The 25,380-nt window shown below is 72.3% G+C and carries 21 protein-coding genes, 1 other RNA gene and 2 pseudogenes; 7 read left to right on the top strand and 17 right to left on the bottom strand.

Going from position 1 to position 25,380, the window contains the following annotated elements:
• Positions 1 to 68: 68 nt before the first annotated feature.
• Entirely contained in the window at positions 69 to 659 is a 591-nt protein-coding gene (locus tag ACN27D_RS21255; RefSeq protein WP_091418814.1) for a YqgE/AlgH family protein, read from the bottom strand.
• 149 nt (positions 660 to 808) lie between these two features.
• Here ACN27D_RS21255 and ACN27D_RS21250 point away from each other — a divergent pair, with 149 nt between their 5' ends.
• Together ACN27D_RS21250 and mdlC are read left to right on the top strand one after the other, a co-directional pair.
• Positions 809 to 1,609 (top strand): S-methyl-5'-thioadenosine phosphorylase, encoded by an 801-nt coding sequence (locus ACN27D_RS21250; protein ID WP_421499810.1) that lies wholly within the window; start codon positions 809 to 811, stop codon positions 1,607 to 1,609.
• A gap of 109 nt (positions 1,610 to 1,718) precedes the next feature.
• Positions 1,719 to 3,311: a benzoylformate decarboxylase gene (mdlC, locus tag ACN27D_RS21245; protein WP_421499809.1), complete on the top strand. Its 1,593-nt coding sequence runs from the start codon at positions 1,719 to 1,721 to the stop codon at positions 3,309 to 3,311.
• A 3-nt stretch (positions 3,312 to 3,314) separates the two neighbouring features.
• On the opposite strand, the gene ACN27D_RS21240 is transcribed toward mdlC, so the two are convergent.
• From ACN27D_RS21240 to pruA, 9 genes are all read right to left on the bottom strand, one after another.
• Complete coding sequence (locus ACN27D_RS21240; RefSeq protein ID WP_421499808.1) at positions 3,315 to 4,259, bottom strand: hypothetical protein; 945 nt, start codon at positions 4,257 to 4,259, stop codon at positions 3,315 to 3,317.
• 42 nt (positions 4,260 to 4,301) lie between these two features.
• A complete protein-coding gene (locus tag ACN27D_RS21235) occupies positions 4,302 to 4,727 on the bottom strand; it encodes a hypothetical protein (protein ID WP_421499807.1) in 426 nt (141 codons plus the stop codon).
• A gap of 180 nt (positions 4,728 to 4,907) precedes the next feature.
• Positions 4,908 to 5,283, bottom strand: a transfer-messenger RNA (tmRNA) gene (gene ssrA / locus ACN27D_RS21230).
• 103 nt (positions 5,284 to 5,386) lie between these two features.
• A complete protein-coding gene (smpB, locus tag ACN27D_RS21225) occupies positions 5,387 to 5,866 on the bottom strand; it encodes an SsrA-binding protein SmpB (RefSeq protein WP_030271124.1) in 480 nt (159 codons plus the stop codon).
• Positions 5,867 to 5,999: 133 nt separating this feature from the next.
• Positions 6,000 to 6,875: a permease-like cell division protein FtsX gene (gene ftsX / locus ACN27D_RS21220; RefSeq protein WP_091418746.1), complete on the bottom strand. Its 876-nt coding sequence runs from the start codon at positions 6,873 to 6,875 to the stop codon at positions 6,000 to 6,002.
• A gap of 65 nt (positions 6,876 to 6,940) precedes the next feature.
• Positions 6,941 to 7,621, bottom strand: coding sequence for a cell division ATP-binding protein FtsE (gene ftsE / locus ACN27D_RS21215; RefSeq protein ID WP_013284225.1), 681 nt, complete (start codon positions 7,619 to 7,621; stop codon positions 6,941 to 6,943).
• Between the two features lie 118 nt (positions 7,622 to 7,739).
• Complete coding sequence (gene prfB, locus ACN27D_RS21210; RefSeq protein ID WP_358169615.1) at positions 7,740 to 8,861, bottom strand: peptide chain release factor 2; 1,122 nt, start codon at positions 8,859 to 8,861, stop codon at positions 7,740 to 7,742.
• A gap of 102 nt (positions 8,862 to 8,963) precedes the next feature.
• A complete protein-coding gene (locus tag ACN27D_RS21205; RefSeq protein ID WP_120571501.1) occupies positions 8,964 to 9,479 on the bottom strand; it encodes a PadR family transcriptional regulator in 516 nt (171 codons plus the stop codon).
• 134 nt (positions 9,480 to 9,613) lie between these two features.
• Entirely contained in the window at positions 9,614 to 11,242 is a 1,629-nt protein-coding gene (gene pruA / locus ACN27D_RS21200) for an L-glutamate gamma-semialdehyde dehydrogenase (RefSeq protein WP_358169613.1), read from the bottom strand.
• A 453-nt stretch (positions 11,243 to 11,695) separates the two neighbouring features.
• On the opposite strand from pruA, the gene ACN27D_RS21195 reads away from it, so the two are divergent.
• A complete protein-coding gene (locus tag ACN27D_RS21195; protein ID WP_421501181.1) occupies positions 11,696 to 12,721 on the top strand; it encodes a hypothetical protein in 1,026 nt (341 codons plus the stop codon).
• Between the two features lie 7 nt (positions 12,722 to 12,728).
• On the opposite strand, the gene ACN27D_RS21190 is transcribed toward ACN27D_RS21195, so the two are convergent.
• Positions 12,729 to 13,238, bottom strand: a complete 510-nt coding sequence (locus ACN27D_RS21190; RefSeq protein ID WP_120571502.1) for a DUF6912 family protein — start codon at positions 13,236 to 13,238, stop codon at positions 12,729 to 12,731.
• A gap of 195 nt (positions 13,239 to 13,433) precedes the next feature.
• Between ACN27D_RS21190 and ACN27D_RS21185 the strand changes: the two genes are divergently transcribed.
• Complete coding sequence (locus ACN27D_RS21185; RefSeq protein WP_013474124.1) at positions 13,434 to 13,661, top strand: helix-turn-helix domain-containing protein; 228 nt, start codon at positions 13,434 to 13,436, stop codon at positions 13,659 to 13,661.
• A gap of 95 nt (positions 13,662 to 13,756) precedes the next feature.
• Entirely contained in the window at positions 13,757 to 14,335 is a 579-nt protein-coding gene (locus tag ACN27D_RS21180; protein WP_358169610.1) for an Rv3235 family protein, read from the top strand.
• A 500-nt stretch (positions 14,336 to 14,835) separates the two neighbouring features.
• Here the strand turns inward: ACN27D_RS21180 and ACN27D_RS21175 are convergent.
• A pseudogene (locus ACN27D_RS21175) lies at positions 14,836 to 14,985 on the bottom strand (SEC-C metal-binding domain-containing protein); the annotation flags it as partial.
• Between the two features lie 107 nt (positions 14,986 to 15,092).
• Positions 15,093 to 17,745, bottom strand: a pseudogene (gene secA / locus ACN27D_RS21170) (preprotein translocase subunit SecA); the annotation flags it as partial.
• Between the two features lie 169 nt (positions 17,746 to 17,914).
• On the opposite strand from secA, the gene ACN27D_RS21165 reads away from it, so the two are divergent.
• The gene (locus ACN27D_RS21165; protein WP_421499806.1) at positions 17,915 to 19,072 is read left to right on the top strand and encodes a GNAT family N-acetyltransferase; all 1,158 of its coding nucleotides are present in this window, start codon (positions 17,915 to 17,917) and stop codon (positions 19,070 to 19,072) included.
• Positions 19,069 to 20,175, top strand: a complete 1,107-nt coding sequence (locus tag ACN27D_RS21160; RefSeq protein ID WP_421499805.1) for a GNAT family N-acetyltransferase — start codon at positions 19,069 to 19,071, stop codon at positions 20,173 to 20,175. The genes ACN27D_RS21165 and ACN27D_RS21160 overlap by 4 nt, the downstream gene beginning before the upstream one ends.
• A gap of 42 nt (positions 20,176 to 20,217) precedes the next feature.
• Here ACN27D_RS21160 and hpf read toward each other — a convergent pair whose 3' ends face one another.
• The 4 genes from hpf to mtrB all read right to left on the bottom strand — a co-directional run bounded on the left by hpf (position 20,218) and on the right by mtrB (position 25,367).
• Positions 20,218 to 20,862 carry a ribosome hibernation-promoting factor, HPF/YfiA family gene (hpf, locus tag ACN27D_RS21155; protein ID WP_357897901.1) on the bottom strand — a complete coding sequence of 215 codons (645 nt, stop codon included), beginning with the start codon at positions 20,860 to 20,862 and terminating at the stop codon, positions 20,218 to 20,220.
• Positions 20,863 to 21,113: 251 nt separating this feature from the next.
• The gene (locus ACN27D_RS21150) at positions 21,114 to 21,818 is read right to left on the bottom strand and encodes a ComF family protein (RefSeq protein ID WP_421499804.1); all 705 of its coding nucleotides are present in this window, start codon (positions 21,816 to 21,818) and stop codon (positions 21,114 to 21,116) included.
• A 4-nt stretch (positions 21,819 to 21,822) separates the two neighbouring features.
• Positions 21,823 to 23,622: an LpqB family beta-propeller domain-containing protein gene (locus ACN27D_RS21145; RefSeq protein ID WP_120571510.1), complete on the bottom strand. Its 1,800-nt coding sequence runs from the start codon at positions 23,620 to 23,622 to the stop codon at positions 21,823 to 21,825.
• A complete protein-coding gene (mtrB, locus tag ACN27D_RS21140; RefSeq protein WP_420899536.1) occupies positions 23,619 to 25,367 on the bottom strand; it encodes an MtrAB system histidine kinase MtrB in 1,749 nt (582 codons plus the stop codon). The genes ACN27D_RS21145 and mtrB overlap by 4 nt, the downstream gene beginning before the upstream one ends.
• Positions 25,368 to 25,380: the final 13 nt, after the last annotated feature.

Genomic DNA, 25,380 nt, shown 5'->3' with positions numbered 1-25,380 from the left:
CGGGCACGGAGAGAACTATACACACGCCCCCCGGCATGGTCATCTCGCGGGGTCCCCCCACCGAGGGGTCAGTTAAGCGCCACATCCGGCGGGAAGTGGGCCACCGCGGCCATCATGCCGCCCTGCCGGCGCAGCACCATCGGCCAGAGATCATCCGGCCGGTCGACGAACGCGTCACCGGGCAGGGCGTCGAACACGAACCAGGAGCCCTCCTCGATCTCGCGCTCCACCTGCCCGGCGCCCCAGCCGGAGTAACCGGCGAAGACCCGGATCCCGCCGACGGCCTCGCGCAGCTTCTCCGGGTCGACGGAGAGGTCGATCGTGCCGACCGCGCCGGAGACGCGGTGGAAGCCCTTGACCGGCCGGACGGGGTGCCGCATGCGGGCCAGGCAGATGGCCGAGTCGGGCTGCACCGGGCCGCCCTCGAACAGCACGGCCGGGTCGCGGGCCAGGTCGCTCCAGTCGCCGAGCACGTCGGCCACGGAGACCTCGGTGGCCCGGTTCAGCACCACCCCGAGGGCGCCGCCGGGTTCGTGGGCGACGAGCAGCACGACCGTACGGTCGAAGTTCGGATCCTTGAGCCCTGGTGTCGCGACCAGCAGTCGTCCGGTCATCGACTCCATGGCTCGGCCACCGATCGCCTGCCCCTCACTCTGCATGTCCGACACCCGTCAGCCGTGCGCCCGTACGGGCCCGAGGCCGTCGACCGTCCACCCTGTCAACGCCATGTCACGCACCATAGCCTGCGCCCGGCCCGCTGGTTAAGGTCTGACGGGCGGGTGATCACGACGGATCGAGGGAGGGCCGGATGGCGGCGCAGGCCGAACTGGCGGTGATCGGCGGGTCGGGTCTCTACGCCCTGCTCGACGGCGTGGAGCACGTGGTGGACACCCCGTACGGCGAGCCGTCGGGCCCGATCACCGTCGCCGAGGTGGGCGGCCGCCGGGTGGCGTTCCTGCCCCGGCACGGGCGCGATCACCGGTACCCGCCGCACCTGATCCCGTACCGGGCGAACCTGTGGGCGCTGCGGTCGCTGGGCGTACGCCAGGTGCTGGCGCCCTGCGCGGTCGGCGGCCTGCGGCCGGAGCTGGGCCCGGGGACGTTCGTGGTGCCGGACCAGTTGATCGACCGCACCAGCGGGCGCGCACAGACCTACTACGACCGGGGCGCGGTGCACGTGTCGTTCGCCGACCCGTACTGCCCGGCCGGGCGGCGCACGCTGCTGGACACGGCGGCCGGGCGCGGCGTGCCGGCGGTGGACGGCGGGACCGTCGTCGTGGTCGAGGGTCCGCGCTTCTCGACCCGGGCGGAGTCGCGCTGGTTCGCCTCGATGGGCGGCACGATCGTCAACATGACCGGTCACCCGGAGGCGGTGCTGGCCCGCGAGCTGGCGCTCTGCTACACGTCCATCGCGCTGGTCACGGACCTGGACGCGGGCGTCGAGGCGGGCGAGTCGGTCACCCACGAGGAGGTGTTCCGGGTCTTCGCGGAGAATACCGACCGGCTGCGCGGTCTGCTGCTGGACGCCGTCGCCGCGCTGCCCGACGAGCGGCAGTGCGAGTGCGGAAGCGCGCTGGACGGGATCAAGCTGCCGTTCCCGCTGCCCTGAGCCTGGGAAGCGCCCGAAAAGTCGCCTTCGGCCCGATAGATTCGGCTGGTCGGGAGACTGGGCACCGGGCCGGCTCCGGCATCCGCGTGCGGAACGGAGGCAGCCGGCGATGGCGACGGTGCGGGAGGCGACCTACGACCTGCTGCGCGCGCTCGGCCTGACCACCGTCTTCGGCAACCCGGGCTCGACCGAGGAGCCGTTCCTCCAGGATTTCCCGGCCGACTTCCACTACGTGCACGCGCTCCAGGAGGCGTCGGCGGTCGCCATGGCCGACGGCTACGCCCAGGGCACCGGCCGGCCCGCGCACGTCAACCTGCACACCGCGCCGGGCACCGGCAACGGCATGGGCAACCTGGTCACCGCCTGGCACAACCGGACGCCGCTGATCGTCAGCGCCGGTCAGCAGACCCGCGAGATGCTGCTGATCGAGCCGCGCCTGGCCAGCCCCCGGGCGGTCGAGCTGGCCCAGCCGTACGTCAAGTGGGCCCACGAGCCGGCCCGCGCGCAGGACATCCCGGCGGCCTTCATGCGGGCGTACGCCTCGGCGGTGCAGCCCCCGGCCGGACCGGTCTTCCTCTCCCTGCCGATGGACGACTGGGACCGTCCGGCCGACCCGCCGCCGCAGGTGCGTACCGTCGCCACCCGGATCGCGCCGGACCCGGACCGGCTGCGGACCTTCGCCGAGGCGCTGGCCGCCGCCCGCGCCCCGGCGCTGGTGCTCGGCGCGGCGGTGGACCGGTCGGACGCCTGGCCGGACGCGGTCGCGCTGGCCGAGCACCTGGCCGTCCCGGTCTGGGCCGCCCCGGCGCCGGAGCGGGCCGTGTTCCCCGAGCGGCACCCGCACTTCCGGGGCGTGCTGCCGTACGCGATCGGGCCGCTGTCGGAGGCGCTGCGCGGCCACGACGTGGTGCTGGTGGTGGGTGCGCCGGTGTTCCGGTACTACCCGCACGTGCCGGGTGACTACCTGCCCGGCGACGCACGCCTGCTGCACGTCACCGACGACCCGGACGAGGCGGCGCGCGCCCCGGTCGGGGAGAGCCTGCTCGGCGACGCCGGGCTGACCATGGCCGCGCTGCGCGAGCTGCTGCCGGCGACCGGCCGGGCGGCGCCGTCACCGCGCCCGCAGCCGGCCCCGCCCGAACCGGCCGACCCGCCGAGCGCCGACGCGTTGTTCGCCGCGCTGGCGGACGCGTGGCCGGCGGACGGGGTGCTGGTGCAGGAGTCGCCGTCCAACCTGGCCGCGCTGCGCCGCCGGCTGCCGATCGAGCGGCCGCGCTCGTACCTGACGATGGCCAGCGGCGGTCTCGGCTTCGGACTGCCGGCGGCGGTCGGCATGGCGCTCGCGGAACGCGACACCGGGCGCGGCCGCCCGGTGGTCGCGGTCGTCGGGGACGGCTCGTTCCACTACTCGGTCCAGGCGTTGTGGACGGCGGCGCGGCTGCGGCTGCCGCTCGCCGTCGTGGTCCCGGTGAATCAGCAGTACGCGATCCTGAAGGCGTTCGCCGAGCTGAAACACACCCCGGGCGTGCCCGCGCTGGACCTGCCCGGGCTGGACGTGACGGCTGTGGCGCACGGCTACGGCTGCGCCGGTGAGGTGACCACGCTGGACGGGCTCGGTGCGGCGCTGACCACCGCGCTCGCGGCGGACCGGCCGACCGTGCTGCCGGTGCCGATCAGCACCGACGTGCCGCGGATCCTGTGAACCTCAGCCGGGCCGGACGGTCAGCGGGGCGCCGCTCGCGGCGTCCAGCACGGCCCGGCCGCCGAGCGGCGCGTCGAGCGTGACGCTCACCGGCTTCAGCACGAGCTGGGCGGTGCAGGGGCCGGTCGGCGAGACCACCGCGCCACCGATCACCACGACGTCCGGCCGTTCCAGCACCAGCGGCGTGGGCGGGCCGTCGCAGGCGCCGACGCCGAGCAGGTAGTCGACGCGGTTGCCCTCGACCGCACGCAGCTGCTGCGCGGACACCAGACCGTTCGGCAGCGGCTCACCGGGCACCGCACCGCCGGGGACCCGGCCGGTCACGCGCGGCGCGACAGCGATCCGCGCCACGGGCACGGCCAGCTCGTCCACCGTGAACAGCCAGGCGGGCACCTCGGCGCGGCCCCGGCTGGTCCACACCGGTGCGCTGCCCAGCCGTACCTCGGTCACGGTGAGCGCCACGCACGGGGTCGGCGCCGAGGTCGACACCGGGTCGTTCGGGCCGGGTCGGCCGGTGGGTGCCGGGTCCGGTGCGGCCGGTCGCCCGTCGCAGGGCGGCGGGTCGCCCTGGCGGAGCTGGGCGTACGCGTCGGCTGCGCTGACCAGCGGAACGCGCAGCGTGCCGTCGGGGAACCGGATCGTGCCGTCCTTCGGCACGGCGGCCGGGATCGGGATCTGGTCCCGGTACCAGCCGGCGCCGAACGCCGTCTTCGTCTCCTCGGTGAAGCCCGGGTCGCCGGTGAGCACAGTGGCGTCCTGGAGCGGCACGTACCCGTCGCGCCAGCCCGGCCCGGGACGCCAGCCCGCGGCGACCTCCTCGGCCCGCTCGGTGAACGCGGGCCGCTGGTCCGGACCGGTGGGCGGCGTCCGGACGGGAGCGGCGCCGGGCGTGGCGCAGGCGGAGAGGGCCAGCAACGGGATACCGAGCAGGGCGAGCACGCGACGCATGCCGGTTGGACGCGTGCCGGTCCCGGCTGGTTCCCCCCGGGCTCAGTCCTCGCCGCCGAGGTCGGCCTGGTAGGCCTCCCAGAGCAGGTCGGCGCCGAGCCGGCGGTGCCGGTCGAGCGCGCGCAACAGGTCGCGGGTGCGGGCCCGCACCTCCGCGGCGGACACCCCGGGCAGGTGTACGGCGTGCTGGAGCGCCGCGAGCGCCGCGCTGATCGCGGCGTGCTCGCCGACCAGCAGGCGTACGCCCCGGTCCAGCCGGGGCGCGGCGCGCACCACTTCGGCGTAGTGGCCGCCCGCTCCCTCGGTGACGCGGACGTGTTCGGTGAAGCCCCGCCGGACGGGGTCAAGATCGGTGAGAAGTCGCTCCCGCCAGCGCGGCCCGGTGGCCGGCGCCCGCCCGAGGGCACGCAGGTCACCGGCGGCGCTCGGGAGCACGGCGGTCGGCTGCTGGATCGGACTGGTGACCATGGGACACCTCCCGCTGCTGGGTGCGAACCCGTATGGCGATGGTGGACCCGGTTCGAGGGCCTGTCCAGCGGTCGGCGCCGCCTCATCTGCCCCGTCTGCAACAGAGGCCCCAGCCGGTCTCGACAACCCCAGAGACGACTGTGCGCCCCGGTCCGGGTGGACCGAGGCGCACAGGCCGTGTGGTGGAGGTGCCGGGAATCGAACCCGGGTCCTTCGCCGGTTTGTCAGGGCTTCTCCGAGCGCAGCTCGCTATGCCTCTACTCGGCCCCACCGCTCACGCGAGCAAGTTGGTGTGACGGGCCCAGTCGCTGATTGATCTCGCCGCACGGACCCCGCGACCGGGTCCGGTTGGCCAGCCTTCTAGCTGATGCCGGCAGACTGGGTCGAAGGCGCTCCCAGGCCGACAGACTTGCTACTCGCCTCAGGCGGCGAGAGCGAAGTCAGCGCGATTGTTCTTGGCGCTTATTGGTTTCCGACGACCGATTCTCGAGACGACGTCGGCTTCCTCGGCTCGCTTCCCCTGTCGCTGCGTACGAAGTCGAAACCAGTCACCCCCTCGTAGCGCTGCCCCTGTCGGCAGCACACCAAGCCTAACGCCTGGCGCAACCGGATTCATCCCGAGGCCCGCTCGACGCGGACTGCCGGACGAACCGGACGTATCACTCACCCATGCCCTTGCCGCGCCGGCCCACCGCCCGGGCGATCTCCCGGTCGGCGTCCCGCTTGGCGAGGTCCTGGCGCTTGTCGTACGACTTCTTACCCCGGGCCAGGCCGATCTCCACCTTGGCCCAGCCGTCGGAGAAGTAGACCTGCAACGGCACCAGCGTCAGGCCGCTCTCCTTGAGCTTGCCCAGCAGCCGGTCGATCTCCAGCCGGTTGAGCAGCAGCTTGCGGGTACGCCGGGGCTCGTGGTTGGTCCAGGTGCCCTGCGCGTACTCCGGGATGTGCATGGCGTGCAGGTAGATCTCGCCGTCGCGCTCCTGGGCGAACGCGTCCACGAGCGACGCCCGCCCGGCCCGCAGCGACTTGACCTCGGTGCCGGTCAGCGCCATGCCCGCCTCGTACGTGTCGAGGATGGCGTAGTCGTGGCGTGCCTTCTTGTTGGAGGCGACCACCTTGCGACCCTTTTCCCGTGGCATCGGCGCCACCCCCTTCCTGATCGACTCACCGGCCACCGGCCGGCGAGCGGAGATCATGCTACCGGAACCACAAGGGCCCTCCCGCGCCGTTTATTCCGGCGCGGGAGGGCCCTCGGCAGAGCCGTACGGGCGACTAGACCCGCAGGTAGAAGCGGAGCGTGACCCAGGCGGTGACCGCGCTGACCACGCCACCGACGGCGGCCATCAGCGGGAAGGTCAGGAAGATCTCGGACCAGGAGATCGGGGTGATCAGGCCCTCCAGGGCGGCCATCGAGCTGCCGGCCGCCACCACCTTCACCCCGATCAACGCGAGCAGGCCGAGGATGGAGCCGAACAGACCGGCCACCACCGCCTCCAGCACGAACGGCGCCTGGATGAACCAGTTCGACGCGCCGACCAGCTTCATGACCGCCACCTCACGCCGCTTGCTGTACGCGGCGACCTGGATGGTGTTCGCGACGAGCAGCAGGGCGGCGATGGCCATCACGGTGGCGATCGCGAGCGCTCCGTTCTGGAAGCCGCTCAGCACGCCGAAGACCTTGTCGAGCAGCTTGCTCTGGTCGACGATCGTGTCGATGCCCTCGGTGGCCTTGTACTTGTCGTAGATCGCCTTGTACTGCTCCGGGTCGTTCAGCTTGACCCGGTACGACTCGGGAAGCTGGTCCGGCTTGACGGCGCTGACCAGGTCCGGGGCGTCGGCGTACATCTGCTGGAAGCGCTCGTACGCCTGCTCCTTGTTGACGTACGTCGAGTCCTTGACCAGCGGGTCCTGGCCGAGCTGCTGGCCCAGCGCGTCGACCTGTTCCTTGGTGGCATCGGTCTTCAGGAAGATCGAGACCTCGACGTTCTCGTAGTAGAGGTCCTTCATGTCGCCGACCTTCTGGTAGAGAAGGCCGCTGCCGCCCAGCATGAACAGCGACACCGCCATTGTGATGATCATGGCGATGGTCATGGTGACGTTGCGCCACAGCCCGACCAGTACTTCGGACAGGACGTACTTCATCCGCATCGGGATATTCCTCCGGCTCTCCGGCGTGAGGTTTCGTCGTCAGGGTCTACGGAACGTCGTCCGGCTCAGCCGTAGACGCCGCGGGCCTGGTCGCGCACGATGCGGCCGCTCTCGATCTCGATGACCCGGCGCCGCATCTGGTTCACGATGTTGGAGTCGTGCGTGACCATCACGACGGTCGTACCGGTGCGGTTGATCCGGTCCAGCAGGCGCATGATCTCGATCGAGGTGTCCGGGTCCAGGTTTCCGGTGGGCTCGTCGGCCAGCAGGATCAGCGGCCGGTTGACGAACGCCCGGGCCACCGCGACACGCTGCTGCTCACCACCGGAGAGCTCGTGCGGGTAGCGGTGCTCCTTGCCGCCGAGACCGACCAGCTCCAGCACCTCCGGCACGACCCGGCGGGCGACCGCCTTCGTCTTGCCGATCACCTCCAGCGCGAACGCCACGTTCTCGTACGCGGTGCGGTTCGGCAGCAACCGGAAGTCCTGGAAGACGCAGCCGATGGAACGCCGGAAGTGGGGTCGCTTCCAGGAACGCATCGACGTGACGTCCTTGCCGTTGACGACGACCCGGCCCTTGTTGGGCGTGACCTCGTGCAGCAGCAACTTGATGATGGTGGACTTGCCGGAGCCGGATGGACCGATGAAGAAGACGAACTCGCCCTTCTCGATCGAGACGGACACGTTGTCGAGCGAAGGCCGGGACGCCTTCGGGTACGTCTTCGTCACTTGCTCAAGCTGAATCACGGGTCGGTAGTCTACGCGGTGTAACCGCAGAGCCAAGCCCCCAGCCCCGCCGAAGCGGTGCGCGTCGTCGATTTACCCGGTCAGACCGAGATCGATGACGCGCTCAGTCCGACCGTGATCACGCACCGTCAGCGCTGAGCTGCTGCTGCTTCCGCCAGCGGATTCCCGCCTCGATGAAGCTGTCCAGGTCGCCGTCGAAGACCGAGGACGGATTGCCCGTCTCCTGTTCCGTACGCAGATCCTTCACCATCTGATACGGGTGCAGGACGTACGAGCGCATCTGGTCGCCCCAGGAGCTGGTGCCGCCGGTCTTGAGGCCGGCCAGCTTCTCCTCCTCCTCCTGCCGCTTGCGCTCCAGCAGGCGGGCCTGGAGCACCCGCATCGCGGAGGCCTTGTTCTGCAGCTGGGACTTCTCGTTCTGGCAGGTGACCACGATGCCGGTGGGGATGTGGGTCAGCCGCACCGCCGAGTCGGTGGTGTTGACGCTCTGCCCGCCCGGCCCGGACGACCGGTAGACGTCCACCCGGACCTCGTTCTCCGGGATGTCGATGTGGTCGGTCTGCTCGGTGACCGGCAGCACCTCGACGCCGGCGAAGCTGGTCTGCCGGCGGCCCTGGTTGTCGAACGGGCTGATCCGCACCAGCCGGTGCGTGCCGGACTCCACGCTCAGCGTGCCGTAGGCGTAGGGCACCTTCACCGTGAAGGTGGCCGACTTCAGGCCCGCCTCCTCGGCGTACGAGGTCTCGTAGACCTCGGTCGGGTAGCCGTGCCGCTCGGCCCAGCGCAGGTACATCCGCAGCAGCATCTCGGCGAAGTCCGCGGCGTCCACACCACCGGCGCCGGCCCGGATCGCCACCAGCGCCTCCCGGGAGTCGTACTCACCGGAGAGCAGCGTGCGGACCTCCATCTCCTGGATGGCCTTGGTCAGCCCGGCGATCTCCGACTCGACCTCGGTCAGCACGCCCGGGTCGTCCTCCGCCTGGGCCAGCTCCAGCAGCACGCTGGCGTCGTCGAGCCGGGAGCGCAGGTCACCGAGCTTGGAGATCTCGCCGTTGACGTACGACAGCTGCGACGTCACCTGCTGCGCCTTGGCCTGGTCGTCCCAGAGGTCGGGCGCGGAGGCCTCCTGCTCCAGCCGGGCCTTCTGCTCGCGCAGCTTGTCGAGGTCGAGCACAGCCTCGATGTTGCGCAGCGTGGCGTCGAGTTCCTTGAGCTGTTCGGCGTAATCGGCAGCGGTCACGACAGACAAGACTACCGGCGCGTGCGAGGAGTGAGCTTGCGAGCCCCGCAGTCACGCGCGAAAAGTCTGCGCTGCCTAGTCCAGCGGGTTCGCCGGAGGTGGTCAGCCGACCGGAGCGCTCTTCAGCCAGGAAAGCGCCGCCTTGTGGTAGGCGACGGCGAACTCCAGCGCGCTGGCGTCGTAGCTGTCGCCTTCCTTCTTGGCGTTCTTGACCTGTTCCCGCACCGCCGCCAGCGCCTCGGTGTGGTACTCGTTCGCCGTGGCGTACAGGTTCTTGAGCTGGCTCGACGAGTGCAGGTCACCGAACGCGATCCGTAGCGCTATCGGGTTACGGATGGTGTCCTTGCCGGGATTCTCCGCCAGCCAGCGGGAGAATGTCCGTTTCCCGGCCGCCGTCAGCGCGTACGGCTGGCTCATCCGCGGCCCGGGCTTGCCGAGACGCACCAGACCCTTCTCGGCCAGGACCGGCAGCTCCCGGTAGACCTGACTGCGGGTCATCGACCAGTACGGCGCCAGCCGGCGCTCAGCGGCGGCCATCAACTGGCCGCCAGTCATCGGGCCGTCGTGCAGCAGACCGAGCAGAGCTGCTGCCGTCGGGTTGACTCCGGATTCCGCCATGCCCTCTAAGCTGCCACTTTGTCGGCTCTGGCGTCCAGGATTTGCTCATTTCGGCACCCGATGACGGGTCCGATGTGCACTGTCGGATGAGGAAGAGGGCCCGCCCCGGCCGGGACGGGCCCTCTCGAAGCGTCTCAGCCCATGTGCGGGTAGGCGTGATCGGTCGGCGGAACGAACGTCTCCTTGATCGTCCGGGGCGACATCCAGCGGACCAGGTTGTGCCAGGAGCCCGCCTTGTCGTTGGTGCCGCTGGCCCGGGCGCCGCCGAAAGGCTGCTGCCCGACCACCGCGCCGGTCGGCTTGTCGTTGATGTAGAAGTTGCCGGCGGCGTACCGCATCTTCTCCGCCACCTGGTCGACCACCCGGCGGTCGGTCGCGAAGATCGACCCGGTCAGCGCGTACGGCGCGATCGACTCGGCCTGGGCGACCACCTCGTCGAAGCGGGCGTCGTCGAAGACGTGCACGCCGAGGATCGGCCCGAAGTACTCGGTGGTGAACGTCTCGTGCGCGGCGTCGGAGCACTCGAACAGCGTCGGCCGGACGAAGTAGCCGACCGAGTCGTCGGCGGTGCCCCCGGCCAGGATGCGGCAGGAGTCGTCGCCCTTGATCAGCTCCAGCGCGGCGGTGTGCCGGCCGAACGCCTTGTCGTCGATCACCGCGCCGCCGAAGTTGCTGAAGTCGGTCACGTCGCCGTAGGTCAGCGAGTCGGCGGTGGCGGCGAGCCGGTCACGCAGCCCACCCTCCCAGATCGACCGCGGGACGTACGCTCGCGAGGCGGCGGAGCACTTCTGCCCCTGGTACTCGTAGGCGCCCCGGATCAGCGCGGTGTGCAGCGCGTCCACGTCGGCGCTGGTGTGCGCGACCACGAAGTCCTTGCCGCCGGTCTCGCCGACCAGCCGGGGGTAGCCCCGGTAACCGGCGATGTTGTCGCCGACGGTCTTCCACAGGTGCTGGAACACCTTGGTCGAGCCGGTGAAGTGGATGCCGGCCAGGTCCGGGTCGGCCAGCACCACCTCGGAGACCTCCTCACCGCGCCCGGTGACCATGTTGATCACACCGGGCGGCAGGCCGGCGGCCTCGAACAGGCGCATGGTGAAGTGCGCCGCGAACTGCTGCGTCGGGGACGGCTTCCAGACCACCGTGTTGCCGAGCATGGCCGGCGCGGACGGCAGGTTGCCGGCGATCGCGGTGAAGTTGAACGGGGTGATCGCGTAGACGAACCCCTCCAGCGGCCGGTGGTCGAGGCGGTTCCAGACCCCGGGCGAGGACAGCGGCTGCTCGGCGAGGAGCCGCCGGGCGAAGTGCACGTTGAACCGGAGGAAGTCGATCAGCTCGCACGCCGAGTCGATCTCGGCCTGGACGGCGGTCTTGGACTGGCCGAGCATGGTGGCCGCGTTGAGCGTGTCCCGCCAGGGGCCGGCGAGCAGGTCGGCGGCGCGCAGGAAGATCGCGGCCCGCTCCTCGAACGGCAGCGCCCGCCACATCGGCGCGGCGTCCTTGGCGGCCCGGACGGCGGCGCGGGCGTCGTCGTGGGTGGCGTGCCCGGTCACGCCGAGGACGTGCGCGTGCTTGTGCGGCTGCACCACGTCGATCGACGCGCCGCCGGCCATCCGGCGCTCGCCGGCGATCGTCATGGGCAGCTCGATCCGCTCGGCGGCCAGTTCGGCCAGCCGCCGCTGGAGCCGTTCCCGGTCGGCGCTGCCGGGCTCGTAGGTGTGTACCGGCTCGTTGATCGGCTCGGGTACGGAGAACACGGCGTCCATCACAAGGCTCCTGGCGATCTCGACGGCGACGGCGAAACCGGACCCGCGGGCGCCGGCCGGCGGCCGGACGCCGGACACCGCGGGGTCAGCGGCGGCGGGACCTGGCCCGATTCTGTCACGAGACGCCCCCGCGGACCGTGCCTCCCCGGCACACCGGACAGCCCGGCCATCTCCGTACCGTCGGCCCCAACCCGCCCGATCCCGACGAAACATCGGGCCACAGCCTTTTCTGTTGACGATTCGTCGGCACGCCGCTGCGCGTCGGTCCACACCACCTCGGGGAAACGGCGGTGTCCGAGCCCCGGGGATGCCACCACATCGGCGAACCGCAGTCGATCAGGCCCAGGCGGCACACGGCCCGCCCGAGGAGCGGCGGCGCGCCGCGTAGGCTGGATGACCGGTGACCTGCCCGGCCCGGCGGGGGGCGATCCGGCGACCGTCGAAGGGAAGACGATGAGCAACCAGCCCGGCAGCTCCACGGCCGCGGAGACGGACCAGCCCGAGGCCGTCGAGCCGTCGGCCGGCGAGGCGAGCACGGACGAGGCCACCGCCACGGACGAGGCCGTCCCGACCGGGCGGCCGGAGTTCGCCCCGGGCGCGCTCGTGCTCGCCCTGCTCTCCATCGGGTGGCTGGCCGCCATGCTCTGGTCCACCCGCGAGGCGATCCACTCGACGGCGGCCGGCGTCACCGCGATCAGCCTCTCCGCGTACGCGCTGCCCGGCGTCATCAGCGCGGCACTGGTCACCGGCGCCACTGTCGCCCTGCTCGCGACCAACCGGCTGGGCCGCGCCACGCTGCGCTTCCTGGCCGCCGTCGGCACCGGCCTCCTGGTCGGGCTCGTCACCGCGGTGGCGATCAACCTGACGTACGCGGACAACGCCACCACGAACACCATCGCCGGCACCGCGGCGGCGGCAGCGATCATCGGCGGGGCGATGGCGGGCGCGCGCCAGGCCCGGGTGGTGGGGGCGATCACCCTCGCGACGCTCACCGCGCAGATCTTCGTGGTGCTGTTCAGCCGCGCCCGCGATCCACTGTCCGACCTGTTCGGCGCCGGGGAGACCCAGCAGTCGATGCTCGACGCCGCGAAGTGGGTCTCGCGTACCGAATCGTTGCTCGCGGGGCTGCTCGCCGGCCTGGCCGCGTACCTCTATCTCACCTGGTCCCGCCGCCGGGCGGAGCGCCGCGACGGCGTGGCGTCGCCGCTGCGCTGGCCGGCGTACCTGGTCGCCGGGGCGGGCGCGGGCCTGCTCCTGCTGCTCACCGAGGTGATCATCCGGATCGGCGGGCGCGGGCTGCTCGACCTGGCCGCCGCGCTCAGCGAGGCCGACGAGGTGGCGCAGACCGCGCTGGGCACCTCACGGGTGGACAACGGGATCTGGGTGCTCTTCGTGGGTGCGCTGACCACGCTCATCGTCTTCGGACGCACGCTCGGCCCGCGCCCGGTGGACGACGACGAGGACGAGCCGGCGGCCTGACCGGCCGTCAGCCGGCCTCACGCAGCAGCAGATCCAGCTCGGTCACGTCGTACCACTCCAGTTCGTGGTCCTCGGCGCCGTCGACTGTGAACTGGGCGTCCGGGTCGCCGGCCTGCGCCTCGACCACCACGTCGACGGCAGCGGCCACGTCCTCGACCGCGTCCGCGCCGTCCACGTGCAACGCGGCGATCGACTTCACCGGCACCGGCCCGGCCGGCCGGACCACGCTCGACCCCAGCTCGCCGTCGACCCGGCCGACCGCGCGGGCCGGCAGGTCGGCCGAGACGACCACCCGTCGCCGGGGCGCTGTGGGGTCGTTGCGGAGCAGGAGCAGCGCGTCCTGGGCGGCCCGGGTGAAGGCCACGTACTCCAGCTCCTCCTCGTCACCCTCGGCGTACCACTCGCGCAGCTCCGGGGTCACGGCGTGCGCCGCCTCGGCGCTCAGCCCCTCCTCGCGCAGCCGGGCGAGCATGGGGACGGTCGCCGGCAGGTACACCCGGACAAGCTCGTCGGTCACGGGTCACTCCCACACTCAGGCCGATCGTCGGCGGACGCCGACTCCGGGCGCCGATCATGCCGTACGCCGAGACCGTCATACACCCGGCACCCGCGCGGGTGAAGTGTCCCGCCGGTGTGTCTCCCGAACGGGCGCGCGGCGATCTCACCAGGTGATGGCAAACTGAAGCAAACGCAACCAACCCCGGGAGTCACCGTGGAGTCGAGGTTCCTGCTGCTGTCCGACGTCGCCGCCGAGCTGAACGTCTCGGACTCGCAGGTCTACCACATGGTCCGCAGCGGCGAACTGCCCGCGATCAAGATCGGCGGCCGGGGCCAGTGGCGGGTCGAGCGCGCCCGGCTGGAGGAATACATCGAGCGCAAGTACGCCGAGACCGCCGAGTGGGTACGCGGCAACCCGCTCGGCGAGCGCGACGAGGAGTGACCGCCCGGGGACCGCCCGCCATTGACGACGGTCACCTCAGTCCGGAAAGATGAGAGCCTGTCGGAGGCAAACGAAGGCAAACGCAAGGATTCGAGATGGTCGACACCCGCCGTCCCCGAGCACCCCGCCCGCCGGTCCGTCTCCGGCCCGCCCCGCCCCTCGATCCGCCCTGCACCGACGAGGAACCGCTCTGGACTCCCGTCGGCCAGCTCACGCTCGACCTCGCCGACCCGCGCCGCCGTGCCGCCGCACGCCCCGCCGGCCGCGCCCCGGACCCGGCACCCACCTGGCCCCGCTGGTCCGGCGCGCAGCCGTCAGCCCTCGCCTCCGCCACACCCGAGGGAGCGCGCGCGGCACACCGGTTCGTGCGCACCTTCCTGGAGATCGTCAACGGCTTCCGGCCGCCCGGTCAGCTCCGGCCGCTCTGCCTGCCCGAGTCGGCCGGGCCGGTGGCTGCCGAACTGACCCGCGCGGCCCGCCGGGTGACCCCGGTCCGCCGCCGTACCGCCCGGCCGGCGCTGCTGCTGCGGCGCCTGCGGGTCTGCGAGCCCCGCGCGGGCGCGGTCGAGGCCACCGCCGTGTTCGCCGGCGCCGCAGGCGCGAGCTGGGCGATCGCAATACGCCTGGAACGCCGCCGAGGCACCTGGCTGTGCCTGGTCCTCGACGTCCTTTGAGCCCGGCCGTCACCTCCCCGACCTGCCTCGACGCGCCGCGGCCACCCGCGCCGACCTGTGACCGGGCGCAGTCAACCAGCTCCCGGCTCCCGGCTCCCGGCTCCCGGCTCCCGGCTCCCGGCTCCCGGCTCCCGGCTCCCGGCTCCCGGCTCCCGGCTCCCGGCCAGATCTTGGTACCAAACGGCCCCCATAGGGGCCCTTTCCTACCAAGATCTCCACCGCTCCCACCAAGCGGAACGCCAATCTCGCTCAACGGGAGGCTCGCCGCACAAACCAGCCCAACGAGGATCACCGGCCCACGCCCGCGCCTCCACGGCGCCGATCTTGCACTTTCGGTCCCCCGATAACGGCATGAAGCGGGCACGATAATGGCCGAAACTGCAAGATCGCGGGGCAGGTGGGGCGGGTGGGGATGGGCGGGAGGGCGGGCGGGGACGGGCGGCGGGACGGGGACGGGCCCCGGCCGGAAGGCCGGGGCCCGTCGGGGCGCTCGTTCGGGGTCAGTTGCCGCCGTTGGGCGAGCCGTGGCAGCGCTTGTACTTGCGGCCCGAGCCACACGGGCAGGGCGCGTTACGGGACGGGCCCTCGCCGCCGTCGACCTGGCCCGGCGCGGCCCGCCGGGCGGTGCTCGCGGCGACCGCCTGGCCGCTCGCCCCGGCCGCCGCACCCGGGGTACGGCGCTGCGTGGAGGCGGCCGGACGCTCCGAGGACTGCTGGCCGATGCCGAGCGCCGGGGCCTGCTGCTCGGGCCGCTCGATCACCGGGGTGCCCCGGCCGGCCTCGCCGTCCACCGACGGTGCGGAGTATTGCAGGCCCTGCTGCTGCGGCGCGCGGTTGAGACCCTTGGCCCGGATCTCCACCGGCTTCTCCAGCAGCGCCACCTCTTCGGCCTCCGGCTCCACCTCCTCGACCTGGACCTCCAGGTTGTAGAGGAAGCCGACCGTCTCCTCCTTGATGCCGTCCATCATGGAGGCGAACATGTCGAAGCCCTCGCGCTGGTACTCGATGACCGGGTCGCGCTGGGCGTACGCCCGCAGGCTGATGCCCTCCTGGAGGTAGTCCATCTCGTAGAGGTGCTCGCGCCACTTACGGTCGATCACCTGGAGCAGGACCATGCGCTCGAGCTGGCGCACCGCCTCCTCGCCGAGGTTCTCCTCACGCCTGTCGTACGCGGCGTGCGCGTCCTCCTTCAGGCGGGCGAGCAGGAAGTCCTGGTCGATGCCGGAGCGGGAACCGACCTCCTCCTCCAGCTCCTCGACGGTGATGCCGACCGGGTAGAGCTGCTTCAGGCTGGACCAGAGCTGGTCGAGGTCCCAGTCCTCGGCGTAGCCGTCGCTCGTCGCGCCGACCACGTACGCGGTGACCACGTCGTCGATCATGTTGCGGACCTGGTCGGACAGGTCCTCGCCGTTGAGCACCCGGAGGCGCTCGGCGTAGATCACCTGGCGCTGCTTGTTCAGCACCTCGTCGTACTTGAGGACGTTCTTGCGGATCTCGGCGTTCTGGCCCTCGATCTGGGCCTGGGCGCTCCTGATCTGGCGGGTGACCATCTTCGACTCGATGGGCACGTCCTCCGGGATGTTGAAGCGGTCCATCACGGCCTCGACCGCGCCGGCCCGGAAGCGCTTCATCAGCTCGTCCTGGAGCGACAGGTAGAAGCGGGACTCGCCCGGGTCACCCTGCCGGCCGGCGCGACCGCGGAGCTGGTTGTCGATCCGGCGGGACTCGTGCCGCTCGGTGCCCAGCACGTAGAGCCCACCGGCGGCGGCGACCTCCTCCGCCTCGACGTCGCACGCCTGCTTCCAGGTCGGGAGGATCTCCTCCATCGCCTTGGCGTACTCCTCCGGCTGCTCGACCGGGTCGAGTCCGCGCTGGCGCAGCTCGTTCGCGGCGAGGAACTCGGGGTTGCCGCCGAGCAGGATGTCCGTACCGCGGCCGGCCATGTTGGTCGCGACGGTGACCGCGCCCTTGCGCCCGGCCTGCGCGACGATCTCCGCCTCCTTGGCGTGGAACTTCGCGTTCAGCACCGAGTGCGGGATGCCGCGGCGGCGCAGCATGTGCGACAGGATCTCGGAGTTCTCCACCGAGACGGTGCCGACCAGCACCGGCTGGCCCTGCTCGTGCCGCTCGGCGATGTCCTCGACGACGGCGTTGAACTTGGCCTTCTCGGTCTTGTAGATGACGTCGGGCCGGTCGAGCCGGACCATCGGCCGGTGCGTCGGGATGGTCACGACGCCGACCTTGTAGACCTTGTTGAACTCGCCCGCCTCGGTCTGGGCGGTACCGGTCATGCCGGAGAGCTTCTCGTAGAGGCGGAAGTAGTTCTGGAGGGTGATGGTGGCCAGGGTCTGGTTCTCCTGCTTGATCTCCACCCCCTCCTTGGCCTCGATCGCCTGGTGCATGCCCTCGTTGTAGCGGCGGCCGTGCAGGATGCGGCCGGTGAACTCGTCGACGATCAGGACCTCACCGTCGTTGACGATGTAGTCCTTGTCGCGCTTGTAGAGCTCCTTGGCCTTGATCGCGTTGTTCAGGTAGCCGACCAGCGGGGTGTTCACCGACTCGTAGAGGTTGTCGATGCCCAGGCGGTCCTCCACCTTGGCCACGCCGCGCTCGGTGATCGCGATGGTGCGCTTGGCGTAGTCGACCTCGTAGTCGCCCTCGCCGTCGGTGCCGGGCTGGAGCCGGGCCACCACCGTGGCGAACTCCTGGTACCACCGGGCGGAGTGCTCGGCCGGACCGGAGATGATCAGCGGGGTACGCGCCTCGTCGATCAGGATCGAGTCGACCTCGTCGACCACGGCGAAGAAGTGGCCGCGCTGGACCAGCTCGTCCTTCGACCAGGCCATGTTGTCGCGCAGGTAGTCGAAGCCGAACTCGTTGTTGGTGCCGTAGGTGATGTCGCACTCGTAGGCCGCGCGGTGCTCGGTGGCGGGCCGGTTGGGCAGCACCACGCCGACCTGCAGGCCGAGGAACTCGTGGACGCGGCCCATCCAGGCGGCGTCGCGCTCGGCCAGGTAGTCGTTCACCGTGATGACGTGCACGCCCTTGCCGGCCAGCGCGTTCAGGTAGACCGGCATGACCGAGGTGAGCGTCTTGCCCTCACCGGTCTTCATCTCGGCGATGTTGCCGAAGTGCAGCGCCGCGCCACCCATCACCTGGACGTCGTAGGGGCGCTGGCCGAGCACCCGCGAGGCGGCTTCCCGGCACACCGCGAACGCCTCGGGCAGCAGGTCGTCGAGGGTCTCGCCATCCTCGAGCCGCTCCTTGAACTGGTCGGTCATGCCGCGCAGCTCGTCGTCGCTGAGGTTGACGTAGTCGTCCTCGATCGAGTTGACGGCGGCAGCGATGGCCTTCAGCCGACGCACCATGCGGCCCTCGCCGGCGCGAAGGAACTTTTCCAGAATCGACACGGATCAACGCTCCCCTAGACGGTCTCGAACCATCGTAGGCGCTCCGAGGCGACGATGGTCACTGGTGGCGGCGGTCCGGGCTCCGGAACCCGACATAACGCCGCGACCGTGCGCCACCGGCCGCTAATCGGGTTACGCCGTGCGCGAACGATCCGGCACGATGGCTCGAATGGAGCCTGTGGAGATCATCGAGGACGGCCTGCTGCTGCGCCCGTGGCGCGCGGAGGACGCCGACGCGGTGCACCGTGCCTGCCAGGATCCGGACATCCAGCGCTGGACCACCGTACCTCGCCCGTACCTGCCGGAGCACGCGACCGAGTTCGTCACCACGATCAGCGCCACCGCCTGGGCCGAGGGCACCGCGGCGCAGTTCGCGGTCTGCGACGCCGGCACCGGCGAGCTGCTCGCCTCGATCGGCCTGGTCTCCGTCGACCGCGCGCTGGACTCGGCCGAGGTGGGCTACTGGACCGCGCCGTGGGCGCGGGGCCGGGGCGTCGCGGTCCGCGCCACCCGCGCGCTCGCCCGCTGGGCGTTCGACGCGCTCAAGCTGTGCCGGCTCACCTGGCAGGCCGAGATCGGCAACCACGCCTCCCGGCTGGTCGCGCTGCGGGCCGGCTTCCGGATCGATGGTGAGCTGCGGCTGGCCCACCCCAGCCCCGGCGGCCGCCCGGAGGGCTGGATCGGCTCCCTCCTCCCGGCCGAGCTGGCCGAGCCCGGCGACCCGGTCCCCTACGGTCCGGACACGCTCCAGGCCCGCCGGGCGGCGGTCTTCGGCCGCCCGCAGCCGGTCCTGTTCGCCACCGCCGGGGACACCGAGCTGCGGCTGCGCGCGCTGGAGGAACGCGACCTGGCCGAGGTGACCCGCACCTGCCAGGACGAGCAGACCGTCCGCTGGACCACGGTGCCGCACCCGTACCGGCCGGAGCACGCCGAGGGCTTCCTGCGCGACCTGGTGCGCCCGGCCTGGGCGCGGGGCACGGCCGTGACGTTCGCCGTGGCCGACCCGGACGACCGCTACGTCGCCTCGGTCGACCTGCGCCTGCTGCCGAACGACCCGCTGGTGGCCGACGTGGGGTACATGACCGCGCCGTACGCGCGCGGCCGGGGTTACCTGCCGGCCGCTCTCGCCGCGGTCTGCGCCTGGGGCTTCACCACGCTCGGCCTGGCCCGGATCGAGTGGCGGGCGAACGTGGGCAACACCGCCTCGCGGCGGGCCGCCGAGAAGGCCGGCTTCACCGTCGAGGGCACGCTGCGCGGCGGCGTCCAGCACCGCGGCGAGCGGCAGGACGTCTGGATCGGCGCGCTGCTGCCGGGCGACCTGACGTGACCCCGGAGACGATCGAGGGGTACGGCGTACGGCTGCGGCCGTGCCACCTCGCGGACGTGCCCGAGACGGTGGCCGGGTGCGCCGATCCGGAGACCCGCCGGTTCATGCCCCTGCTGCCGGACCCGTACGACGCCGACGCCGCCCGCTGGTGGATCACCGAGGGCGCGCCCGCGGCGTGGGCGGCCGGTGGCGCCGCGTACACGATCGCCGACCCGGCGACCGACCGGCTGCTCGGCAGCATCGGCCTGACCCGGCTCAGCGCGGAGCGGGCCACGTACGAGATCGGTTACTGGGTGGGGCCGGCGGCGCGCGGCCGGGGCGTGGCGACCGCCGCCACGCGGCTGCTGACCGAGCGGGCGTTCGCCGCCGGGGCGGCCCGGCTGGAGCTGCTCACCCGCGTCGACAACGTGGCGAGCCAGCGCATCGCACTGGCCTGCGGTTACCGGCACGAGGGCGTACGCCGGGCGGCGGGCGCGGACGGCCACGGCGTACGCCAGGATCTGATCGCCTGGGTGCGACTGGCCGACGACCCGCCCGGGCCGGTGGCGCGCCTGCTGCCGGACCTGCCGGACGGCCGGCTCACCGACGGCGTGGTGACGCTGCGCCCGGTGGAGCCGGCGGACACGGACGCGCTGTTCCGGCTGCACTCGCTGCCGGAGGTGGTGGCGAACCGGGTGCCGCCGGTGGCGCCGCAGCGGGCGGCGCTCGAGCGCCGCTGCCGGCTGGCGGCGAGCCGCTGGCTGGCCGGCGAGGCCGCCGACCTGACGATCCTCGACGCGGCCACCGGTGCTGTCGTCGGCGGCTGCGCGCTGTTCTACGACGAGCCGGCCACCGGGCAGGCCATGGTCGGCTACAGCCTGCTGCCCGAGGCGCGCGGTCGCGGGCTGGCGGCCCGGACGGTCCGGCTGGTCGCGGGGTGGGCGTTCGGTGTCGGGGTGGCCCGGCTGTGGGCCGGCACCCGGCCGGACAACGTCGCCTCGCAGCGGGTGCTGGAGCGGGCCGGCTTCCGGCGGGAGGGGCTGTTGCGCGGCCGGCTGCCCGGCCCGGACGGCGTCCGTGTCGACTCGGTGGTCTACGGCCGCCTGGCCACGGACGAGAACTGAGGACGGACCCCTGCGCGGGGCCCGTCCTCGCCGGTCAAGGGGTCACGTGCCGAGCTGGATGATCCCGTAGTCGTACGCGTGCCGCCGGTAGACCACGCTCGGGCGGCCGGACTCCTTGTCCTGGAACAGGTAGAAGTCGTGGCCGACCAGTTCCATCTGGAACAGCGCGTCGTCGACGGTCATCGGTTCGGCGGGGTGGACCTTCGCCCGGGCGATGTGCCACGGCTGGTCGTCGGGTTCGGTGTAGCCGCTCTCGTCGGGGCGTTCGGCGACCGCTGTGGCGGTGCCGTGGCCGTCGATCGCCGCCAACCCCGGGCCGTCGAGATCGGCCACCGGCAGGCCGGCTGTCGCGGCGGCCACGGAGATCGGCGCGTGCCGCCCGCGGTGCACCCGGCGACGGTCCGCCGCGCGGCGGAATCGCGTGTCCAACTTGGCGATTGCGGCGTCGAGCGCGCTGTAGAAGTCGTTCGTGCAGGCCTCGGCCCGGATCACCGGGCCGCGCGTCACGCACGTGATCTCCACCCGCTGGCAGGTGTCCGCCTGGCGTGGATTGCGCTCGTGGAACAACTCCACGTCCACGCGAATGAGCTTCTGGTCGTAGCGTTCGATCTTCGCGAGCTTCTCGGCTACGTGCACCCGGTAATGGTCCGGCACTTCGACGTTACGGCCCTTGACCACGATGTCCACGTGACCTCCCTTGTTCGGACGGTCGTTCGGTCCGGATCAGATCCGGTCGACGCACCCGGGAGGGCCCCGCTCGGCGTCGACCGGTGTTGTTCGGCTACGCCTCCTTCCAGTGCCGGGGGAAGGTTGGATCCTCACTACCCCCGACACCGAAACGCTAACTCCTGTACGGCCAACCGTCACCCCTGGTTGCCGAAGGCGGTCGCGAAATTTAACAGCTCATACACCATGGGGTGAAACGGATACACGAAGCGTCACCGGCGGTGCCGCTTTTGCGTTGCGGCGAGCACCGCCGCGGCCTTTGGCGCCATTCCCGCGCGGTGCAACATCCGGCTCACCGCCGCCAGCGTGGCGCCGGTGGTGACGATGTCGTCGAGCAGCACGACGTTCTCCCCCGGCCGGTGTCCGGTGAGCGGGCGACGCAACCGGAACGCCGCCTCGGCCGCGGCGGCCCGTCCGGCGCTGTCCAGCGCCACCGAGTCGGTGCGGGGCAGCGCGCGGAGCGGGCGCAGCACGCGTACCGGCCAGCCGGCCGCGCGCAACCGGGCCGCCGCCGGGCGGACCAGCCGGTCCAGGTGGTCGCCGTAGCGGGCCCGGGCGGCGCGGGCGGTGTCGGGCACCGCCACGAGCGTCACCGGGCCGGGAGGCCCCGCCGCCGCGGCGACCACCTCGGCGAGCAGCGCGCCCAACGGCCGGGCCAGCCCGTGCCGGCCCCGTTCCTTGTACGCCAGCAGCCCTTCGCGCAACGCGCCGCCGTACGGGCCGAGCGCGACGCAGGGCGGCAGGCCGGGCGGAGCCGGATCGGGCCGGGCAGGTGCGGGACGCAGCGACTCCAGCTCCCGCACGCAGCCGGGGCAGAAGCCGTGCCGCAGCCGTACCGACCCCGCGCCGCAGCCCGCGCACCCGGCGGGCAGCACCAGGTCGGTCAGGTCCGACCAGAGCCCGCCCAGTTCACGCACGGGCTCAGTAGAGGAAGAACGGTGCGGTCGGGTTGGTCGCCCGGCTGCCCGACGGAACGTCGAGCACCTGCTCCCGCTTGACGTAGTCGAACGGGTTGTTCCGCCAGGCCGCGCCGTCCGTCTCGAACATGAACGAGAACGCGGCCAGGCCGCGGTCGCCGCCGCCCGGATACCCGGCGAGCTGGGTCACCGGGGCGCCGATCTCCACCGCCAGCGGGGTCTCCCAGGCGCCGTCGACGGTGAGCTGGTGGATCGCCGAGCGCCGGTCCGCCTCGTTGCCGGCCAGCGCCAGCTCGTTCTCCGCCACCCAGTCCACCACCGTCACGCCGGTGAGCAGCGTGGTCACGCGGCGGGGCTGCCCGAGGCTGACCACGCCGCCGTCGACGCTGACCGCGGCGACGAAGACCGCGCCGCCGGAGGCCAGCGCGATCCGGTGTCCGTCGAGGGAACCGGCGACAGCCGTCACCGGCCCGGGAACGGACAGCGGGATCTCGCTCGTCCGGCCCGCGCCGTCGAACCGGTAGAGCCGGCCGTCCGCCGCCACCAGACCGGCCGGGCGGGCCTTGTTCAGCGACCGCAGCCAGGTGGGACGGCTCATCGTCCGGAACGTACGGTCGCCGGGGTTGAGGGTGGTGACCGGATCCGGGCCGGTGCCCACCTTGAGCCGCCTGCGGTTGTCCGGCCCGGTCACCACGAGCGCGGCGAGCACCTGGTCGTCGGCGCGGGCGAGCGACGCGGAGACCACGTTGCGGTTCTCCGCGGGCGGCAGCGGCACGGCGGCCCGCGACTCGTTGCCGAACGCCAGGGGACGGACGGCGCCGTCGTAGACGGCGAACCGCATCGGGTCGCCGCCGCGTGGATAGGCGGCGGTGGCAACGCGCTCGCGCCCCAGGTCGACGGTGAGCCGCTTCTGGTTCTGGATCTTCAGGTCGACCTGGCCGTCCAGGTCCGACAGGGACCACGCCAGCTGGGTGCCGAGCCGGGTCAGCCGCTGCTCGTTGGCGCCCGGCATGTTGAGGTTGATCTCCCAGTGGCCGTCCGCGCCGGTCGCGTTGTTGATCAGCTGGGTGCCGTCGGGCAGCCCGGTCACGCCGGGGGCCAGCCAGTCCGACGGGCGGTCGGCCAGCCACTTCATCACCTCGGTGATCCGGCGCTCGGTCGGCGCGGACGAGGGCAGGTAACGCTGGTCCGGCACCAGCCGGGTCAGGTCGGTGTTCCAGAAGTAGACGGTGCGGGGGCGGTAGTACTCGCGCATCGCCGAGTCGCTGGCCAGCAGCACGTTCGGCAGCTCGGTGATCAGCAGGCCGGTGCCGGCCGGTTCGGCCCGGCGCAGCTCGAAGACGTACTGCGTCTCGCTCGCCACCGGCGGGCCGAGCGTGCCGTCGGCGCGCAGCACGCCCACCTGCTGCACCTTGAGCGTCACGGTGCTGGTGCCCTGGTTGTTGGGCGGCGTGCTCTCCGGCTTCTCCCGCAGCCGGACCACTGTCAGCTCGACCTCGCTGGTCTGCGGCTTGCCCGGCAGCAGGTCGCGGGCCTCCGCGGCGAGGAACTTCCGGGCCCGGGCGTACGCCTGGTCGCGTTCCCCGGCGGCGGCGGCCCGCAGGTAGTTCTCGATGAACGGCACCGGCTCGCTGCTGTCGGCCGGTTCGGGCGGCCGGGCCGGGCTGCCGTTGAGCGCCCCGGACTCGGCGGCCGGCACCGAGCCGTCCACCTGCACGTCGGTCTGGTGCGGAATGCCGCATCCGGCGAGCGCGGCCGGCAGCAGCGCGCCGGTCAGCAGCAGGGCCAGGACGCGGCGGTTCACGGCCGTGCCTCCGCGTGGTCGCCGCCGGCCGGTCCGGCGGTCAGCGCCGCGACGCCGCCGGGCCCGATGGCGGGCAGCCCGCCGTCGCGGGGGCCGCCGAACGGCACCGTGGCGTCGGCCGGCACCAGCCGCAGCGGGGAGGTGGTGAGCCGGTCCCCGGCCCGGGCCGGCAGGGTGAGGCGGAACTGTGCGCCCTGACCCGGCGCGCCCCACGCCTCCAGCCAGCCGCCGTGCAGGCGGGCGTCCTCCAGGCTGATCGACAGGCCCAGCCCGGTGCCGCCGGTCTGCCGGGCGCGCGACGGGTCGGCCCGCCAGAAGCGGTTGAACACCAGCTTCTCCTCCCCCGGCTTGAGGCCGACACCGTGGTCCCGCACGGTGATCGCCACCGCGCTCTGGTCCTGGCCCAGGGTGATCCGTACCGGCTTGGCCTCGCCGTGCTCGACCGCGTTGCCGACCAGGTTGCGCAGCACCCGCTCGACGCGGCGCGGGTCGACCTCGGCGATCACCGGAGTGTCCGGCAGGTCCAGCTCGATGGTCACCCCGACCCGCTCGGCCAGGCCGGCCAGCCGCTCGGTCACCCGGTGCACCACCGGCACCAGGTCGGTCGGCTCGCTGTCCAGCACCGCGAAACCGGCGTCGAACCGGCTGATCTCCAGCAGGTCGGTGAGCAGTTCCTCGAACCGGTCCAGCTCGGCCTGGAGCAGCTCGGCGCTGCGGGCCACCGCCGGGTCGAACTCGTCGCGCTCGGCGAAGATCAGGTCGGCGGCCATCCGTACCGTGGTCAGCGGTGTCCGCAGCTCGTGCGAGACGTCGGAGGTGAACCGGCGTTGCAGCCGGGACATCTCCTCCAGCCGGAGGATCTGCCGTTGCAGGTTCGTCGCCATCTGGTTGAACGAGGCGGCCAGCAGGGCCAGGTCGTCCTCGCCGGAGACCACCATGCGCTGGTCGAGCAGGCCGGCGGACAGCCGCTGCGCGGTGCGCGCGGCCACCCGTACCGGCGTCACCACCAGGCGGGTGACCAGCGCGGCCAGCAGGCCGAGCAGCAGCACCAGCGCGACGCCGGTCGCGACCACCGTGGCCCGGGCGTCGGCCGCCGTCGCGTCCTGCCGGGCCAGGGGTACGAGGTAGTAGAGCTCGACCTGCCCGAACTTGGTGGGCACCGGGGAGCCGTAGACCAGGTATTTCGTCCGCTCGCCGCCGAGCGAGCCGGTACGGATCTGGTGGGCGACCTTGCCGGAGGCGACGGTGGCCCGCAGCTCGTCGCCGATCACCGCGCCCACCGGGACGTCCGGCGTGGTACGCGGCTCGATGAACTCGGCGAAGTTGTCGGCGGTGATCGCCACCACCACGCCGCTGGTCTGGGTGGGGTCCCCGCCGGCCAGGTAGTTCACGGTGCCGTCGATGGTGTTCTGGAGCTGCGCCTCCTGCGGCTGGCTGTAGAGGTTGAACTGCTTGGCCGCGTACTCGCTGCCGTTGCTCAGCCGCAGCCGCACGTCGGTCTCGGCGTTCTCCAGCAGGATGCTCGTGATCTTGTCGGCGATCAGATAGGCGAAACCGCCCACCAGCAGACTCGACGCCACCAGCGTGATGGTGACCACACGGACCTGGAGCGACCGCCGCCACGCCTGGTGCACCGCGGCCACCAGTCGGGCGACCCGGCCGGTCAGGGCGAGCCAGAGTGCCCGCACGGCGTGGAGCCGGCGGGACGCGGCGGTCGGCGGGTCGGGCAGCGGGGTGGTCACCACAGTGCTGACCAGG

Source organism: Micromonospora sp. WMMD1274 (genome assembly GCF_049179035.1).
In the GTDB taxonomy this organism is placed as follows: domain Bacteria; phylum Actinomycetota; class Actinomycetes; order Mycobacteriales; family Micromonosporaceae; genus Micromonospora; species Micromonospora tulbaghiae.
Note: the sequence above shows the minus strand (reverse complement) of the source record. Positions and strands in the feature narration are given on the sequence as shown.

What these genes read in the sequence shown, in the direction of transcription:
- ACN27D_RS21195 (WP_421501181.1), top strand. Translation starts at nt 11,696, where the DNA reads ATGAGCAACCAGCCCGGCAGCTCCACGGCCGCGGAGACGGACCAGCCC.
- ACN27D_RS21180 (WP_358169610.1), top strand. Translation starts at nt 13,757, where the DNA reads ATGGTCGACACCCGCCGTCCCCGAGCACCCCGCCCGCCGGTCCGTCTC.
- ACN27D_RS21165 (WP_421499806.1), top strand. Translation starts at nt 17,915, where the DNA reads ATGGAGCCTGTGGAGATCATCGAGGACGGCCTGCTGCTGCGCCCGTGG.
- smpB (WP_030271124.1), bottom strand. Translation starts at nt 5,866, where the DNA reads ATGCCACGGGAAAAGGGTCGCAAGGTGGTCGCCTCCAACAAGAAGGCA.
- ACN27D_RS21255 (WP_091418814.1), bottom strand. Translation starts at nt 659, where the DNA reads ATGCAGAGTGAGGGGCAGGCGATCGGTGGCCGAGCCATGGAGTCGATG.
- ACN27D_RS21235 (WP_421499807.1), bottom strand. Translation starts at nt 4,727, where the DNA reads ATGGTCACCAGTCCGATCCAGCAGCCGACCGCCGTGCTCCCGAGCGCC.
- ACN27D_RS21205 (WP_120571501.1), bottom strand. Translation starts at nt 9,479, where the DNA reads ATGGCGGAATCCGGAGTCAACCCGACGGCAGCAGCTCTGCTCGGTCTG.
- ftsX (WP_091418746.1), bottom strand. Translation starts at nt 6,875, where the DNA reads ATGCGGATGAAGTACGTCCTGTCCGAAGTACTGGTCGGGCTGTGGCGC.
- ACN27D_RS21240 (WP_421499808.1), bottom strand. Translation starts at nt 4,259, where the DNA reads ATGCGTCGCGTGCTCGCCCTGCTCGGTATCCCGTTGCTGGCCCTCTCC.
- mdlC (WP_421499809.1), top strand. Translation starts at nt 1,719, where the DNA reads ATGGCGACGGTGCGGGAGGCGACCTACGACCTGCTGCGCGCGCTCGGC.
- ACN27D_RS21250 (WP_421499810.1), top strand. Translation starts at nt 809, where the DNA reads ATGGCGGCGCAGGCCGAACTGGCGGTGATCGGCGGGTCGGGTCTCTAC.
- pruA (WP_358169613.1), bottom strand. Translation starts at nt 11,242, where the DNA reads ATGGACGCCGTGTTCTCCGTACCCGAGCCGATCAACGAGCCGGTACAC.